Raw genomic sequence first — 13,669 nt, 5'->3', positions numbered from 1 at the left:
CCGCCTACTCCACGGGGGCCGCGGTCGGCGCGATCTCCGCGGGATCGATCTCGGGGCGCTCCACCCGCTCGATGGCCTGGACCACGTCGGCCGCCCGGACGGTGCCGACCAGTCGTCCGTCGTCGTCCACGAGCACGCCGCGTCGGCTCGGCGAGGAGAGGGCCGCGTCCAGGCTGGCGCGCAGCGGACCGTGCACACGCGCGACGGTGCCACCACGGTCGAGCATGGACGGCTCGATGGGCGCCTCGATCCGGGCGGGCTCGACCCAGCCCTGCGGAACCTCCTCGTCCACCACCAGCAGCCAGCGGTCGCTCGTCGCTGCCCGCGCCTCCTCCGGCGTGGTGCCCAGGGGGACGCTCGGCTCGTTCGACATCGGCAGGTTCGGCGCCTCGCTGAACCCCAGCGCGCGGTAACCACGGTCGCGCCCGACGAAGTCCGCGACGAAGTCGTCGATCGGGTGCGCGAGCAGGTACGCGGGCTCGGCCAGCTGCGCCAGTCGCCCGCCGACCCGCATCACCGCGACCTGGTCGCCGAGCTTGATGGCCTCGTCGATGTCGTGGGTGACGAAGACGATGGTCTTGCCGAGCTCGTCCTGCAGCCGCAGGAACTCGTCCTGCAGCTGCTCGCGCACGATCGGGTCGACGGCGCTGAACGGCTCGTCCATCAGCATGACCGGCGGATCGGCGGCGAGGGCGCGCGCGACGCCAACGCGCTGCTGCTGACCGCCGGAGAGCTGGGAGGGGTAGCGCTCGGCGAAGTCCCCCGGCAGCCCGACGAGCTCGAGCACCTCGCGGGCGCGGTCGCGAGCCTTCTTCCGGCCGGTGCCGAGCAGCATCGGCACCGTCGCGACGTTGTCGACCACGGTGCGGTGCGGGAAGAGCCCGGCGCTCTGGATGACGTACCCGATGCCGCGCCGCAGCCGGGCGGGGTTGACCGACGCGATGTCCTGGTCGTCGATGAGGATCCGCCCGGAGGTGGGGTCGATCATCCGGTTGATCATGCGCAGCGACGTCGTCTTTCCGCAGCCGGAGGGGCCGACGAGGACGGTGATCTGCCCGGTCGGCGCCTCGAGGCTCAGCTCGTCGACGGCGACCATGGACTCACGCCCGCCGGTCGCGGGGAAGCTCTTGGTGACCTGCTCGAAGCGGATCATGCCTGCCAACCTAACCCGAAGCACCGACGTGAGTCGCGGACGCGCCTTATGGCTCGCCGAAGGAGGCGTTATCCGCGGACCTGCGCCGTACCCTCTACCCGGCTCCGGTCACGTTGAGACACCCAGCAGTCTGTCCTGGGTGAAGCGGGACGCCAGCCGGTGCCAGGTCGATGCCCGCCGCAGCATGGTGTGCCCGCCCGCGAGCCCGATGAAGGTGGCGTCGCCGCCGACCGCGCGGATCCGCTCGACGAGGGCCTCGGAGAGCTTCGGGTCCGTGACGATGTCCCGCCGGCCGTGCACCACCAGCAGCGGCGTCCCGACGAACCGCTCCGCCGGGTAGGAGCCGCCCACCCAGGGAGCGAGCGCGACGATGCTCGACACGTCCGGGTGCCCGGCGAGCTCCAGCGCGACGCGTCCGCCGAGCGAGTGACCGATCAGCCCTATGGGCAGGTCCGGGTAGGAGCGCCGCAGGTCGGCGATGGCCCGCTCGGCGTCGGCGACCGGCGACCGGGCGTCGCCGTTCCAGCCGCGCACGCTGTTGCGCAGCAGGGCGGCTCCGACCCGGCCGTGGCTGCGCAGCTCCAGGTCGCGCGCGAACGGCAGCATCCGCACCAACGCGAGGTCACGCGGCGACACCGGCTTCTCGCTGTGCTCCTGACCACCGTGCAGGACCAGTGCCACGGCGCGCGGACGGCGCACCCGAGGCAGCCGGAGGTGGAGCGGCCGGGTGTCCTGCAGCACCTCAGACCTCGCTGCGGTGGAAGCTCTGGAACGAGCGGCTGGCGGTCGGGCCGCGCTGCCCCTGGTAGTGCGAGCCGTACTTCTCACTGCCGTACGGGTTCTCCGCGGGCGAGCTCAGCCGGAAGAAGCACAGCTGGCCGATCTTCATGCCCGGCCACAGCTTGATCGGGAGCGTGGCGACGTTGGACAGCTCCAGGGTGACGTGGCCGGAGAAGCCCGGGTCCACGAAACCGGCGGTCGCGTGGGTGAGCAGACCGAGGCGGCCCAGGCTCGACTTGCCCTCGACGCGCGCGGCGATGTCGTCCGGCAGGGTGACCGCCTCGTACGTCGACCCGAGCACGAACTCGCCGGGGTGGAGCACGAACGGCTCGCCGTCGGCCACCGACAGCGGCCGGGTGAGCTCGTCCTGCTCCTCCGCCGGGTCGATGTAGGGGTACTTGTGGTTGTCGAACAGGCGGAAGTGCCGGTCCATCCGGATGTCGATGCTCGACGGCTGGATCATCGCCGGGTCGTACGGGTCGAGGCGGACGCGATCTGCCTCGATCTGCGCCAGGATGTCGCGGTCGGAGAGCAGCACGCGGTCACGGTATCCCAACGGCGCGGGGCGCAGAGTTCGGCCCGGGCGAGGGTGTCGGTTAGACTCACCGGGCACCTCGCCATCGAGCACGATGACGGCTGCGCGGGCGTAGTTCAATGGTAGAACATCAGCTTCCCAAGCTGAATACGCGAGTTCGATTCTCGTCGCCCGCTCCATCCTCCAGAAGCGCCGGTTCCCAACGGGTTCCGGCGCTTTCTCGTACGCGGTCGCTCGCCTTCCGCCGTACCGTCACCCTCCCCCGGTACGTTCACACCCGTGGATGCGAGTGGGTGGGTCTCGGCGATCGCGGCGTTCGCCGGCGGGCTGGTCGGCGCGGCGCTGTCGGCCTGGGTGGCGCTGCGCGGTCAGCGCCAGACCGAGCGCGAGGAGTGGTACCGCCGGTTCCTCGCCGCGGTCGATCAGCTCACCTCGCCCTCGCCGGAGCGGCACACGATCGGCGAGACCATGCTCACCGAGCTCGTCGACAGCGACCTCGGCACACCGGAGGAGCGGGCGCTGGCCCGGCGCGTCCTGCGCGGTCAGCTCGAGCCGGACGTCCAGCAGGTGGAGGCGGACGTGCAACGCGCGCAGGCGCCGTTGCGCAGCATCGCACTGGACCGGGTCACGGTCGAGGAGGACAATGTGGACGAGCCGCGTGACCAGGAAGGACCCCCATGAGCAGCACCGCCGCCGAGGGTGCCGGGCCCGTGATCGTCCGGGTCAGGCCCGAGGCCGTCCGCATGGCCAGAGCACTCGTCCGCAGCGCGCGTCGGGACGGGGAGACCGTCGACCCGATCGTCGCCAAGATCGCCGACGCCGAGCAGCCCGACCAGTCGACCGACCACTGAGGACCGCTCGGGTCACCACCCGTCGACGTGCAGCACCTCGCTGAGCGGCTGCCTCGGCGCCGGGCGGAACGACTCCCCCGTGTAGTACGCGGTCGGGATGAGCACGCCCTGACGGACGTTCTCGGGCATCCCGAGCAGCTCGGCCACCTCGCGCTCGTACCTCAGGTGCAGCGTCGTCCACGCCGTCCCCAGCCCGCGAGCGCGCGCCGCGAGCATGTAGCTCCACGCCGCCGGGAGCAGTGAGCCCCAGGCTCCGCCCTGGTTGCCGTCGGTGAGGCGGCCGGTCTCCAGGCACGCGATGACCAGCACCGGCACCTGACCCATCCGCTCCCCCAGGTACGCGACGCTGCTGCCCACCCTGGCCTGCACCGGCGCGCGGCGCGCGTCGTCGGCGAACAGGGCCCCGGCCGAGCCGGGCGACTCCAGGTAGTCCTCCACGGCCCGCCGGTACAGCTCGCCGACCTGGGCGCGCAGATCGGCGTCGGTCAGCACGATCCAGTGCCAGCCCTGCCGGTTGGAGCCGGACGGCGCCTGCAGTGCGATCTCCAGGCACTCCTTCACCAGGGACAACGGGACCTCGCGGTCCAGGTCCAGGCGTTTGCGGACCGATCGGGTGGTGGTCAGCAGCTCATCGGGTGTGAGCGGGAGGACGGGCGAGGGCTCAGACGTCGTCACGGGTTCACCTCTCTGTGTGGGGTACGGCGGGTACGGCGGGTACGGCGGCCGGGCGGTGGCGCGACGCCGCGGGTCACTCCGGGCGGCGGTGCGCCGAGACGAACTCCCACACCCGCGCCGGGGTGTCGAGCAGCTGCGGCGAGGGTCCGAGCAGCCGGCGTCCGCGAACGCCGACCGCCGGGTAGTGGTGGCCGCCGCCGTGCACGCTGAGCAGCCGCACCGGCTCGGAGCCCGCCCAGTGATGAGACTCGACCCACGCGCCGTCGCTGCCGCGGTCGCTGATCCGCTCGACCGCTGCGTCGCCGGTGATCCCGTTGCGCTCGGCGAACCAGCGCGCCCCCTCCAGCGCCGGGCGTACGCGCCCACGGCGGCGGGTGCCGTACAGCCGGACCTCGCCGCCGCCGTACGGGTTCATCGGGTCGGCGGTGCCGGTGACGAACAGCGCGGGGACCGGCATCCCCAGGTCGGTCGCCGCGAGGTTGGCCGTGGTCGGCACGTTGGCCGCCACGGGTGCGATCGCCGCGACGAGGTCGGGCGCCTCCAACGCGAGTCGCAGCGCCATCTGGCCGCCGCTGCTGAAGCCGGTCGCGTAGACCCGGCGCGGGTCGACCTCGTCCGACGAGGTGGCCACGTCGCGCAGCAGGTCGACGTCCGAGAGCCCGAGCTCCTTGGCGGCGAACCGACCGCCGATCCGGGGCTCGTTCCAGTTGCCGCGGTAGCCGTCGGGATAGGCGACGACGAACCCGTGCCGGTCGGCCAGCCGGTCGAAGGCGTACCCGGTCTGCCGCCGAACGGCCGCACCGTCGTCGCCGGAGCCGTGCAGCACCAGGAGCAGCGGCGCCGGCCCGCGCAGCCCGTCCGGCACGTACGTCGTCCAGGTGCGTTCGCGGCCGTCGAGCACGGTGCGGTGGCGTTCGAGCCGGCCGGGCAGGGTGGGTTCGGGCGGCGCGGATTCCCCGAGCAGCCAGTACACAGCGCCGCCCACGGCTGCGACAGCCGCGGTCCCGCCGACGGTGAGTGCGCGTACGCCCATGCGGCCATCGAACCACCGGATCGGGCGCGTCACTCCTCGCGGCAGTCGGCGCAGGTGCCGAGGAGGGCGGCGTGACCGGGGTCGATGTCGAAACCGGTGCTGCGCCGGACGGTGGCGCGCAGCGGCTCCAGGTCCTCCACCGGCAGGTCGAAGAACCGTTCGCACGAGCTGCACTGCAGGTGGGTGTGCGCCTGGCGGGAGGCGCCCGGGGCGAGGTGGTAGATCGTCGAGGAGCCCGGGACGTGCGTGTGCGTGACGATGCCGAGCGAGGCGAGCGACTGCAACGAGCGGTAGATCGTGGCCCGGTGCACGCCGGGCGCGCGTTCGCCGACGGCCACGCAGATCGCCTCCGCGTCCAGGTGCAGCGGGGTCGCATCCAGCGTCTCCAGCACCGCCCGCCGGGCGAGCGTGACCCGCTCGCCGAGGTCGCGCAGCTGGCGTACGGCATCGTCCACGCGCGTCGCTCTGGTCGCCTCGCTCATGGGTCGCGCTCCTTCCGTCGCCACCAGTCTGGCGCGTGCTGCGTCGTGCGCAACCGCGTGGCGTATTCGGAGTGCGCCGCCGGCCGCGCGGCTGCAAGGGTGACGGGCGTGAGCCGACCCGTCCTGCACACCGCCCGCCTGACCCTGCGACCTCTCGGCGACGAGCACCTGGACCACCTCGTCGAGCTGGACAGCGACCCGGCGGTGATGCGCTTCATCACCGGGCGGGCCAGCACCCGCGAGGAGGTCCTCGCGTTCCAGCCCCGCCGCACGAATCCCGACCTCGACGCCGAGGGGCTCGGCTACTGGTGCGGGTTCGTCGAGGGCGAGTTCGTCGGCTGGTGGCTGCTCGTCCGGCCCGACCGGCCGGAGAAGGGTGATCCGCGGGACGGCGTCCTCGGGTACCGGCTGCTGCGGAGGCACTGGCGCCAGGGGTACGCGAGCGAGGGGTCGCGCGAGCTGTTGCGGTACGCCTTCGAGGACCTCGGGCTGCCCCGCGTCACGGCCGACACCATGGCGGTGAACGAGGGGTCGCGGGCGGTGATGGAGTCGATCGGGATGAGGTACTGGCACACCTTCCACGGGGAGTTCGACGACCCGCTGCCGGGCACCGAGCTCGGTGAGGTCGTGTACGCGCTCACCGCGGCCGACTGGCGCGGCGGTCAGGCGGGCGGGTCGTAACGACCGTCCACCGCCGTCCAGCCGCCGTCGACGAAGATCTGGGTCCCGGTGACGTACGACGCCGCGTCGCTCGCGAGGTAGACGACCGCGCCGGCGAGCTCCTCGGGCTTCGACCAGCGCCCGAGAGCGGACTTCGCGGCGTACGCGTCGGCCCACTCCTGGTTGTCGAGGATCGGCTGCGTGAGCGGCGTCTCGACCACGCCGGGCGCGACGGTGTTGACCCGGACGCCCTGCGGGCCGAGCTCGGCCGCGGCGGTGCGCACAACCTGGAGGAGCGCGGCTTTCGTTGCGGCATAGGCGGACTGGCCCGGCTCGACGGTCACGGAGCGGATGGACGTGAAGGCGATGATGCTCCCGCGACCACGCTCCGCCATGCCCCTCCCGAACGCCCGGATCATCTCGAACGAGCTCTTGAGGTTGAGCGCGATGACCTTGTCGAAGTCCTCGGAGGTGTAGTCGAGCATCCGCTTGCGGACGTTGACGGCGGCGGTGAGGACCAGCACGTCGACGGGGTCCAGCTCGTCGACCGCGCGCGAGATCGACTGAGGGTCAAGGACGTTCAGCTCGTACGCGGTGGCGCTGCGGCCCTGCCCGGTCAGGTCGGCGGCGACCTCCTGGGCTGCGGCGACGTCGAGGTCCGCGACCACGACGTCCGCGCCGTGCGCTGCCAGGCCGGCGGAGGCGGCGCGTCCGATCCCTCCGGCGCCGCCCACCACCAGTGCCGTCCGTCCGGTCAGGTCGAACATCGTCGCGTAGTCCATCGGACCTCCTCGTCCGGGCGTGCCACTCGTCGTCCGATGCTAACCACGCCCGCCCCCATCCCCCGGCAAAAGTTGGTCATCCGCACACGCATGGCTGTGCCGGCCGCCACCTTCTGCCGCCCCCTGGCAAAGGTTGGTCATCCGCACAGGCATGGCTGTGCCGACCGCCAACTTCTGCCGCCCCCTGGCAAAGGTTGGTCATCCGCACACGCATGGCTGTGCCGGCCGCCAACTTTTGCCGGGGAGAGGGTCAGGCGAAGGCGCTGGGGAAGGCGTCGCGGTAGGAGCGCCACCGGATGCCGGCCGCCTCGACCGTCTCCGCGGCGAGGACGGCATGACCGATCGCCCGCGTCACGCAGTCGCCCGCGGCCTCCAGCAGGGCGTGGAAGGCGAGCGGGTCGGGCGCGTCGCGCTCGCCGATCGCCAGGGTGAACAGGGTGTCGCCGTCGAACATCGTGTGCACCGGCCGGATCGCCCGGGCCATGCCGTCGTGACCGATGGCGGCGACCTTCTGGCACTGCGACTTGGTGAGCGTGGCGTCGGTGGCGATCACACCGATGGTGGTCGCCATGCCGTACCGCAGGCCGGTGTCGCGGGCCCGCTCCTCGGCGAGCCGGACGGCGGTCGCCACCTGGTCCGCGCGCGGCCGGCGCAGGTGGTCGAGCTCGCCCGGCAGGCCGAACCTCGCGGCGTACAGCTCGCCGGTCTGCAGGTCCACGCACGAGCCGATGGGGTTCGCGACGACCAGGGCGGCCACCGTCGTACCGTCCGGCAGGACCGCGCTCGCCGAACCCACGCCACCCTTGAGCCCGCCGGCCTTCGCGCCCGTACCGGCACCGACGTTGCCCTCCCGCACCGGCTCACCGTGCACGTGGGCGACCGCCGCGTCGTACGCCGCCTCGCCCATCGCCGCGTCCGGCCGCTTGGTGAAGTCGCCGCCACGCTTGAGGTCGAAGATGACAGCCGCCGGCACCAGAGGGACGACCTCGCCCTCCTCACCCATCGACAGGCCGATCCCGTTGCGCCCCAACGCTTCCATGACTCCGGTTGCCGCGGACAGACCGTATGCGCTTCCGCCGGTGAGCACGACGGCGTGGATGCATTCGACCAGGTTGCGCGGGTCCAGGAGATCGGTCTCCCGGGTGCCGGGACCGCCTCCCCGGACGTCGACCCCCGCCACGGCCCCCTCGTCCGGCGCCAGGACGCACGTGGTCCCGGTGAGCCAGCCGTCGCCGATCCGCTGTGCATGCCCGACGCGAATGCCTGGTACGTCCACGATTGAGTTGGTCGGTCCTGCAGCCACGTCCGTCACACCCGTCTCCCTCACCCGCGCATCTCGTCTGTCCGGCACTCCATACCGGGCCGTCCAGTCGATCTTCGCCCGATCACCTCGCGAATCTCGTCTGGTCGGCACTCCATGCCAGGCCGACCCGTCAATTCTCGCCTGGCCGGTCGGGCGGCACCGTCGCCGCGGCGGCCCCAGCGGCCAGGTCCGCCGCCGTACGTCCCTCCAGCGCCGTCCGCAGGTGCGGGATCGCCGCCACCAGTGATCGGGTGTACGGCTGTGCGGGCTCGTCGTACACCTGGTCGGTCGGGCCGATCTCGACGACCTCACCCGCCTGCATCACCGCCACGCGCTCGCACACGTGGCGGACCACGGACAGGTCGTGCGACACGAAGACCAGCGTCAGGTCGAGGCGTTCCACAATCTCCAGGATGAGGTTCAGCACCTGGGCACGGACCGACACGTCGAGGGCGCTCACCGGCTCGTCGGCCAGCAGGATCCGCGGGTCCGGGGCGAGCGCGCGGGCGATCGAGATGCGCTGCCGCTGGCCGCCGGAGAACTGGTGCGGGTAGCGGTCCAGCGCGTCCGCGGACAGGCCGACCGACTCGACCAGCTCGACGATGCGCGTGCGGGGATGCGGCTTGCCCTGCGCGACCAGGGGCTCGGCAATGATGTCGCGGACGCGCATCCGGGGGTCGAGCGAGCTCATCGGGTCCTGGAGCACGAGCTGCATCTGGTCGCGCAGGAAGCCGAGGCGTCCCTCGCGCAGGCCACTGATCTCTCGGCCCGCCACCTGGACGCTCCCGGACGTCGGGCGGTCGAGCCCCGCGATGATGCGCAGCAGCGTGGACTTCCCGCAGCCGGACTCGCCGACGATGCCGAACCGCTCTCCCGCTGCGATGTCGAGCGTGACGCCCCGCAGAGCCGGCACGACGGGACCGGGCTGCAGCAGCGACCTGCGCGGCCGACGGAACTCGCGGCGTACGTCCTGCAGCCGGATGATCGACGACTCGTTCCCCGCCACTGCGGAGGCAACTGAGTCACCCGAGTTCGACCGGCTTGCAATTGCGTCAGATTCGAGTGACTCAGTTGTCTGTGAAGCGGCCTGTGAAGGGGGCTGGGGGGCGGCGGACGGGTCGGTCATGCGGGCACCTCCACCGGGTGGACACAGGCGTGCCCGTGCTCCGGGTCCGGGCCCACCCAGGACGGCAGCGTCTCGCACGCGGATGTCGCTGCGGCACAACGATTCCGGAAGACGCAGCCCGCGGGGAACGCACCCGCCTGCGGCACCGAGCCCGGGATCGTCAGCAGGCGGCCGTCGTCCGTACGAGCGAGGTCGGACGCGGCGAGCAGCCCGGAGGTGTAGCGGTGCCGGGGCCGGGTGAACACCTGCGCCACCTCGCCCGCCTCGACGATCCGGCCGCCGTACATCACGAGCACCCGGTCGCACACCGTCGCGACCACGCCGAGGTCGTGAGTGATGAACAGCAGCGCGGCATCTCGGGCGGCGACGCCGCGAGTGATGAGGTCGAGGACGAGCGCCTGCACCGTCACGTCCAGCGCGGTCGTGGGCTCGTCGCAGATCAGCAGGTCCGGGTCGTTGGCGAGCGCGATAGCCGCGACGACCCGCTGGCGCTGCCCGCCGGAGAGCTGGTGCGGGTACGCGCGGGCGGCCTCCGCGGGTGAGGGGAGGCCGACGTCGTCCAGCAGCTCCACGGCGGCGGACCGGGCCGCGGCGCGCCGGCGATGCGCGCGGTGCAGCAGCATCCCCTCCGCCACCTGGTCGCCGATCCGCATGGTGGGGTTGAGCGCCGTCATGGGCTCCTGGAACACCATCGACATGCGCTTGCCGCGCAACGGCGCGAGCTCGTCCTCGTCCGCGCCGACCAGATCGGCCGGCGACCCGTCCAGCCGTACGGAACCGGTTGCGTGCAGACCCTCGGGCAGCAGACCCATGAGCGCGAGCGCGGTGAGCGACTTGCCCGAGCCGGACTCGCCGATCAGGCCCACCCGCTCACCCCGGCCGACGGTCAGCGTCACGTCCTGGACGAGCGCCAGGTCGCCGGTGTGAACCCCCAGCCCTTCGGCCTTCAGCACGGCGCTCATCGCTGCACCTCCACCCGACGCTGCTGCAACCGCGGGTCGAGCAGGTCACGCAGGCCGTCGCCGAGCAGGTTGAACCCGAGCACCGCCAGCGCGATCGCGACGCCCGGGACGATCGCGAGCCGCGGCGCCTGCTGGAGCAGCGACTGGCTCTCCTGCAGCATGCGTCCCCAGGACGGGACGTCCGGCGGGGCGCCGAGCCCGAGGAAGGACAGCGCCGCCTCGGCGAGGATCGCGATCGCGAACGACACCGACGCCTGCACGATGATCAGGCTGGTCACGTTGGGCAGGACGTGGCGTAGCCCGATCCCGACCGGTCGGCGGCCCGCCGCGCGGGCGGCGACGACGTACTCGGTCGACATCACCTGGAGCGCGCCGCTGCGGACGACCCGCGCGAACGCCGGGATCGTGGAGATGCCGATGGCGATCATCGCGATGACCACGCCTGAGCCGTAGATCGCGGTCAGCATGATCGCCAGCAGCACCGCCGGGAACGCCAGGACGAAGTCGCTCACCCGCATCAGGATCTCGCCGAGCCAGCGCCAGGTCATCGCGGCGACGAGGCCCAGCGGGACACCGATCAGCGCCGCGACCCCGACCGAGACGATGCCGACGAGCAGGGTCGTACGAGCGCCGACCATGAGGCGGGAGAGCTCGTCGCGGCCGAGCTTGTCCGCGCCCAGCCAGTGCTTCCCGGACGGGCCGGCGAGGCGGTCCTGCGGGACGACGAGCCCCGGGTCGTGCGGGGTCCAGACGAACGAGACGAGCGCGGCGAGGATGACCATCGCGACCAGTGACCCGCCGATGACCAGGGTGCCGCTGCGCCGTCTCACCGGACGCTCCGCAGCCGCGGGTCGATCACCAGGTAGAGCAGGTCGACCACGAAGTTCACGATCAGGACGGCCGTCACCAGGAGCATCACGATGTCCTGCACCAGGATCAGGTCGCGGTTGGCCACGGCGTCCAGCAGACCGGACCCGAGGCCAGGGATGACGAAGACCCGCTCGATGACCACCGCACCGACCAGCAGCGTCGCGAGCTGCAGCCCCAGCACGGTCACGACCGGGATCGCGGCGTTGCGCAGCCCGTGCCGCACCAGCGCCCGCATCGGCCGCAGCCCCTTCGCCCGCGCCGTCCGGATGTAGTCCTCGCGCATCACGTCCAGGACGGCCGAACGGACGTACCGCGCGAGCACCGCGCCCTGTACGAGACCGAGGGACAGCACCGGCAGCACCAGCTGCTCGAGGAACATGGCCGGGTCCTCGACCGGCGGCGTCCAGCCGTTCGCGGGCAGCCAGCCCAGGCGTACGGAGAACAGCGCGACGAGCAGCACGCCCGCGAGGAACGCCGGCACCGCGACGCCGACCTGCGACAGGGCGGACAGCAGGACGCCGCTCGCGCGTCGGTGGCGTACGGCCATGAGCACGCCCAGCGGTACGGCGATGACGAGCGCGAGCACCGTCGAGGTCACCACCAGCCACAGCGTCACCTGCAACCGGTCGGCGATCTGCGGGGCGATCTCGGCGCGGGAGACGTACGAGCGGCCGAGGTCGAAGCGCAGCAGGCCGCCGACCCAGTCGAGGTACTGGACGCCCTTCGGCCGGTCGAGGCCGAACTCCTGCTCCAGCTGGGCGACCGAGGCGTCGGAGGCGTTGACCCCCAGGGCGACCCGCGCCGGACTGCCCGGCAGCACGACCATGAACCCGAATACCACCATCGTGCTCACCGCCAGGCTGGCGACGAGCACGGCGAGCCGGCTCAGCAGGCGCAGGATCATGCAGGGCTCATGAGCGGCCGAGCGCGGCCAGGTCGAAGCCCTCGGTGATGGCGTTCTTCGGCAGCCCCGTGATGCCCTTGTCGGCGACCATCAGGTTCGGGAGCAGGAACAGGAAGTCCGCCGCGGCGTCGTCGGCCAGGAGCCGGGCGGCCTTCTTCATGTTCGTGACCTGGTCGGTCTCGCTGCCCTGGTCGGCGGCGGCCAGCAACGGCTCGAGCTGCGGGTTGTTGTACCTCGTGTAGTACGTCGGATCTCCGAAAACGGTTGGCAGATCACGAGGTTCGACGTGAGCGATGATCGACATGTCGTAGTCGGCGTTCTTGAACACGGTCGTCAGCCATGCTGCCGGGAACTCCAGGGTGTCGATCTTCACCTTGAGACCGACCTGCTCGAGCATGCTCTTGACCACCGGCCCGCAGGCGGTGGCGTAGGGCAAGTTCGGCAGCCGCAGGCGCACGGTGGCGCCGACCTTGCCGGCCTGCTGCAGCAGCGACTTGGCCTTCGCCTGGTCGTACGGCGTGACCTTCGTGAGGTCCTCGTACCACGGGTCGGTGGGCGGGACCATCGACCCGATCTGCTGCCCCTTGCCCGCCCAGCAGGTGTCGATGAGGCCCTTGTGGTCGATGGCGTACCGCACGGCCTGGCGAACTCGCTTGTCGGTGAACGGTGCTCGCGAGTTGTTCATCGACAGGACGACCTCGCCGTTGGTCGTGCCCTCGATGACCTGGTACTTGCTCGTGGGGAACTGCGACAGCGCCTCCGGTGCCTGCAGCGTGCTGACGACGTCGATCGTCCCGGACAGCAGCGCGTTGTTCAGGGCCGTCGGGTCCTTGAAGTACTTCAGCGTCACGGTCTTGAAGTGCGGCTTCTGCCCCCAGTACTTGTCGTTGCGGGTCAGGACGATCGAGTCGCCGCGATTCCACCGGGTGAAGGTGTACGGGCCCGACCCGACCGGCTTGTTCGCCAGGTCGCCGCCCGACTTCGGGAAGATCGCACCGACGCGGGTGGTCATGTCGAACAGCCAGCTGTTGCTGGGCTTGGAGAGCGTGACCTTGACCTGGGTCGGGCTCGTCGCGTCGACGGCGCTGACCGGGTCCATCTTCGCCTTGAGCCCGATGGTCCACTTCGTCTTCACCTGGTCGATGGAGTACGCGACGTCCGCGCCGGTCACCTTGGCGCCGGTGCTGAACGTGGCGTTCGCCGGCAGGTCGAACGTGTACGTCTTCCGGTCCGGGCTGACGGTCCACCTGGTCGCGAGACCGGGCACGATCTTGCCGTCCTGGTCCTGCTTCACCAGCGTCTCGTAGATGTTGCCCAGCTCGGCCTGCGGGATGGCGGCGCCGTCGTTCTTGGTGAAGTCGAGGCTGGCGGGCTCCGCGACGAGCCCGATGCTGATCGGGTCGTTGCTCGGTCCCTGCGCGCCGCCGCCTCCGGAGCTCGGTGCCGCGGTCGCCGAGGAGCTCTCCTCGGAGGACGACCCGGCCGAGCAGCCCGCCAGCAGGCTGAACCCGACCACGGACACCAGCACACGAGGACGGCGCAGGGACATCGGC

The 13,669-nt window shown here is 71.6% G+C and carries 16 protein-coding genes and 1 tRNA gene; 4 read left to right on the top strand and 13 right to left on the bottom strand.

The window, feature by feature from the left end; translation table 11 throughout:
- Positions 1–4: 4 nt before the first annotated feature.
- From P4R38_RS00960 to dcd, 3 genes are all read right to left on the bottom strand, one after another.
- The gene (locus P4R38_RS00960) at positions 5–1,153 is read right to left on the bottom strand and encodes an ABC transporter ATP-binding protein (protein ID WP_277190599.1); all 1,149 of its coding nucleotides are present in this window, start codon (positions 1,151–1,153) and stop codon (positions 5–7) included.
- Positions 1,154–1,261: 108 nt separating this feature from the next.
- Positions 1,262–1,894, bottom strand: a complete 633-nt coding sequence (locus tag P4R38_RS00955; protein ID WP_277190598.1) for an alpha/beta hydrolase — start codon at positions 1,892–1,894, stop codon at positions 1,262–1,264.
- A 1-nt stretch (position 1,895) separates the two neighbouring features.
- Entirely contained in the window at positions 1,896–2,471 is a 576-nt protein-coding gene (gene dcd / locus P4R38_RS00950) for a dCTP deaminase (RefSeq protein ID WP_277190597.1), read from the bottom strand.
- Positions 2,472–2,573: 102 nt separating this feature from the next.
- On the opposite strand from dcd, the gene P4R38_RS00945 reads away from it, so the two are divergent.
- The 3 genes from P4R38_RS00945 to P4R38_RS00935 all read left to right on the top strand — a co-directional run bounded on the left by P4R38_RS00945 (position 2,574) and on the right by P4R38_RS00935 (position 3,319).
- Positions 2,574–2,647, top strand: a tRNA-Gly gene (locus P4R38_RS00945).
- A 100-nt stretch (positions 2,648–2,747) separates the two neighbouring features.
- A complete protein-coding gene (locus P4R38_RS00940; RefSeq protein ID WP_275237116.1) occupies positions 2,748–3,149 on the top strand; it encodes a hypothetical protein in 402 nt (133 codons plus the stop codon).
- On the top strand, positions 3,146–3,319 hold the full coding sequence (locus P4R38_RS00935; RefSeq protein ID WP_275237115.1) for a hypothetical protein: 174 nt from the start codon (positions 3,146–3,148) through the stop codon (positions 3,317–3,319). Before P4R38_RS00940 ends, P4R38_RS00935 begins: the two co-directional genes overlap by 4 nt.
- Before the next feature lie 12 nt (positions 3,320–3,331).
- Here the strand turns inward: P4R38_RS00935 and P4R38_RS00930 are convergent, their stop codons facing one another.
- The 3 genes from P4R38_RS00930 to P4R38_RS00920 all read right to left on the bottom strand — a co-directional run bounded on the left by P4R38_RS00930 (position 3,332) and on the right by P4R38_RS00920 (position 5,509).
- Positions 3,332–3,994 carry a nitroreductase family protein gene (locus P4R38_RS00930; protein WP_277190595.1) on the bottom strand — a complete coding sequence of 221 codons (663 nt, stop codon included), beginning with the start codon at positions 3,992–3,994 and terminating at the stop codon, positions 3,332–3,334.
- A gap of 73 nt (positions 3,995–4,067) precedes the next feature.
- Positions 4,068–5,027 carry an alpha/beta hydrolase family esterase gene (locus P4R38_RS00925; protein ID WP_277190594.1) on the bottom strand — a complete coding sequence of 320 codons (960 nt, stop codon included), beginning with the start codon at positions 5,025–5,027 and terminating at the stop codon, positions 4,068–4,070.
- Positions 5,028–5,056: 29 nt separating this feature from the next.
- The gene (locus P4R38_RS00920) at positions 5,057–5,509 is read right to left on the bottom strand and encodes a Fur family transcriptional regulator (RefSeq protein ID WP_277190592.1); all 453 of its coding nucleotides are present in this window, start codon (positions 5,507–5,509) and stop codon (positions 5,057–5,059) included.
- A 108-nt stretch (positions 5,510–5,617) separates the two neighbouring features.
- On the opposite strand from P4R38_RS00920, the gene P4R38_RS00915 reads away from it, so the two are divergent.
- Entirely contained in the window at positions 5,618–6,190 is a 573-nt protein-coding gene (locus tag P4R38_RS00915; protein WP_277190590.1) for a GNAT family N-acetyltransferase, read from the top strand.
- On the opposite strand, the gene P4R38_RS00910 is transcribed toward P4R38_RS00915, so the two are convergent.
- The 7 genes from P4R38_RS00910 to P4R38_RS00880 form a co-directional block, all read right to left on the bottom strand.
- Positions 6,172–6,951, bottom strand: coding sequence for an SDR family NAD(P)-dependent oxidoreductase (locus tag P4R38_RS00910; RefSeq protein WP_277190589.1), 780 nt, complete (start codon positions 6,949–6,951; stop codon positions 6,172–6,174). The two genes, P4R38_RS00915 and P4R38_RS00910, sit on opposite strands and share 19 nt — an antisense overlap.
- Positions 6,952–7,201: 250 nt before the next feature.
- A complete protein-coding gene (locus P4R38_RS00905; protein ID WP_277190587.1) occupies positions 7,202–8,227 on the bottom strand; it encodes a P1 family peptidase in 1,026 nt (341 codons plus the stop codon).
- Positions 8,228–8,384: 157 nt separating this feature from the next.
- Positions 8,385–9,260: an ATP-binding cassette domain-containing protein gene (locus P4R38_RS00900; RefSeq protein ID WP_277190585.1), complete on the bottom strand. Its 876-nt coding sequence runs from the start codon at positions 9,258–9,260 to the stop codon at positions 8,385–8,387.
- Between the two features lie 116 nt (positions 9,261–9,376).
- Complete coding sequence (locus tag P4R38_RS00895; protein WP_277190583.1) at positions 9,377–10,342, bottom strand: ABC transporter ATP-binding protein; 966 nt, start codon at positions 10,340–10,342, stop codon at positions 9,377–9,379.
- The gene (locus P4R38_RS00890; protein ID WP_409201226.1) at positions 10,339–11,172 is read right to left on the bottom strand and encodes an ABC transporter permease; all 834 of its coding nucleotides are present in this window, start codon (positions 11,170–11,172) and stop codon (positions 10,339–10,341) included. The genes P4R38_RS00895 and P4R38_RS00890 overlap by 4 nt, the downstream gene beginning before the upstream one ends.
- The gene (locus P4R38_RS00885; RefSeq protein ID WP_277190581.1) at positions 11,169–12,116 is read right to left on the bottom strand and encodes an ABC transporter permease; all 948 of its coding nucleotides are present in this window, start codon (positions 12,114–12,116) and stop codon (positions 11,169–11,171) included. The genes P4R38_RS00890 and P4R38_RS00885 overlap by 4 nt, the downstream gene beginning before the upstream one ends.
- A 7-nt stretch (positions 12,117–12,123) precedes the next feature.
- Entirely contained in the window at positions 12,124–13,665 is a 1,542-nt protein-coding gene (locus tag P4R38_RS00880; RefSeq protein WP_277190580.1) for an ABC transporter substrate-binding protein, read from the bottom strand.
- Positions 13,666–13,669: the final 4 nt, after the last annotated feature.

The sequence above is a fragment of the Luteipulveratus flavus genome (assembly GCF_029439465.1).
In the GTDB taxonomy this organism is placed as follows: Bacteria; Actinomycetota; Actinomycetes; order Actinomycetales; family Dermatophilaceae; genus Luteipulveratus; species Luteipulveratus flavus.
This window is presented reverse-complemented; position numbering and strand designations above follow the sequence as displayed.

What these genes read in the sequence shown, in the direction of transcription:
- P4R38_RS00960 (WP_277190599.1), bottom strand. Translation starts at nt 1,153, where the DNA reads ATGATCCGCTTCGAGCAGGTCACCAAGAGCTTCCCCGCGACCGGCGGG.
- P4R38_RS00935 (WP_275237115.1), top strand. Translation starts at nt 3,146, where the DNA reads ATGAGCAGCACCGCCGCCGAGGGTGCCGGGCCCGTGATCGTCCGGGTC.
- P4R38_RS00925 (WP_277190594.1), bottom strand. Translation starts at nt 5,027, where the DNA reads ATGGGCGTACGCGCACTCACCGTCGGCGGGACCGCGGCTGTCGCAGCC.
- P4R38_RS00920 (WP_277190592.1), bottom strand. Translation starts at nt 5,509, where the DNA reads ATGAGCGAGGCGACCAGAGCGACGCGCGTGGACGATGCCGTACGCCAG.
- P4R38_RS00910 (WP_277190589.1), bottom strand. Translation starts at nt 6,951, where the DNA reads ATGGACTACGCGACGATGTTCGACCTGACCGGACGGACGGCACTGGTG.
- P4R38_RS00895 (WP_277190583.1), bottom strand. Translation starts at nt 10,342, where the DNA reads ATGAGCGCCGTGCTGAAGGCCGAAGGGCTGGGGGTTCACACCGGCGAC.
- P4R38_RS00885 (WP_277190581.1), bottom strand. Translation starts at nt 12,116, where the DNA reads ATGATCCTGCGCCTGCTGAGCCGGCTCGCCGTGCTCGTCGCCAGCCTG.
- P4R38_RS00880 (WP_277190580.1), bottom strand. Translation starts at nt 13,665, where the DNA reads ATGTCCCTGCGCCGTCCTCGTGTGCTGGTGTCCGTGGTCGGGTTCAGC.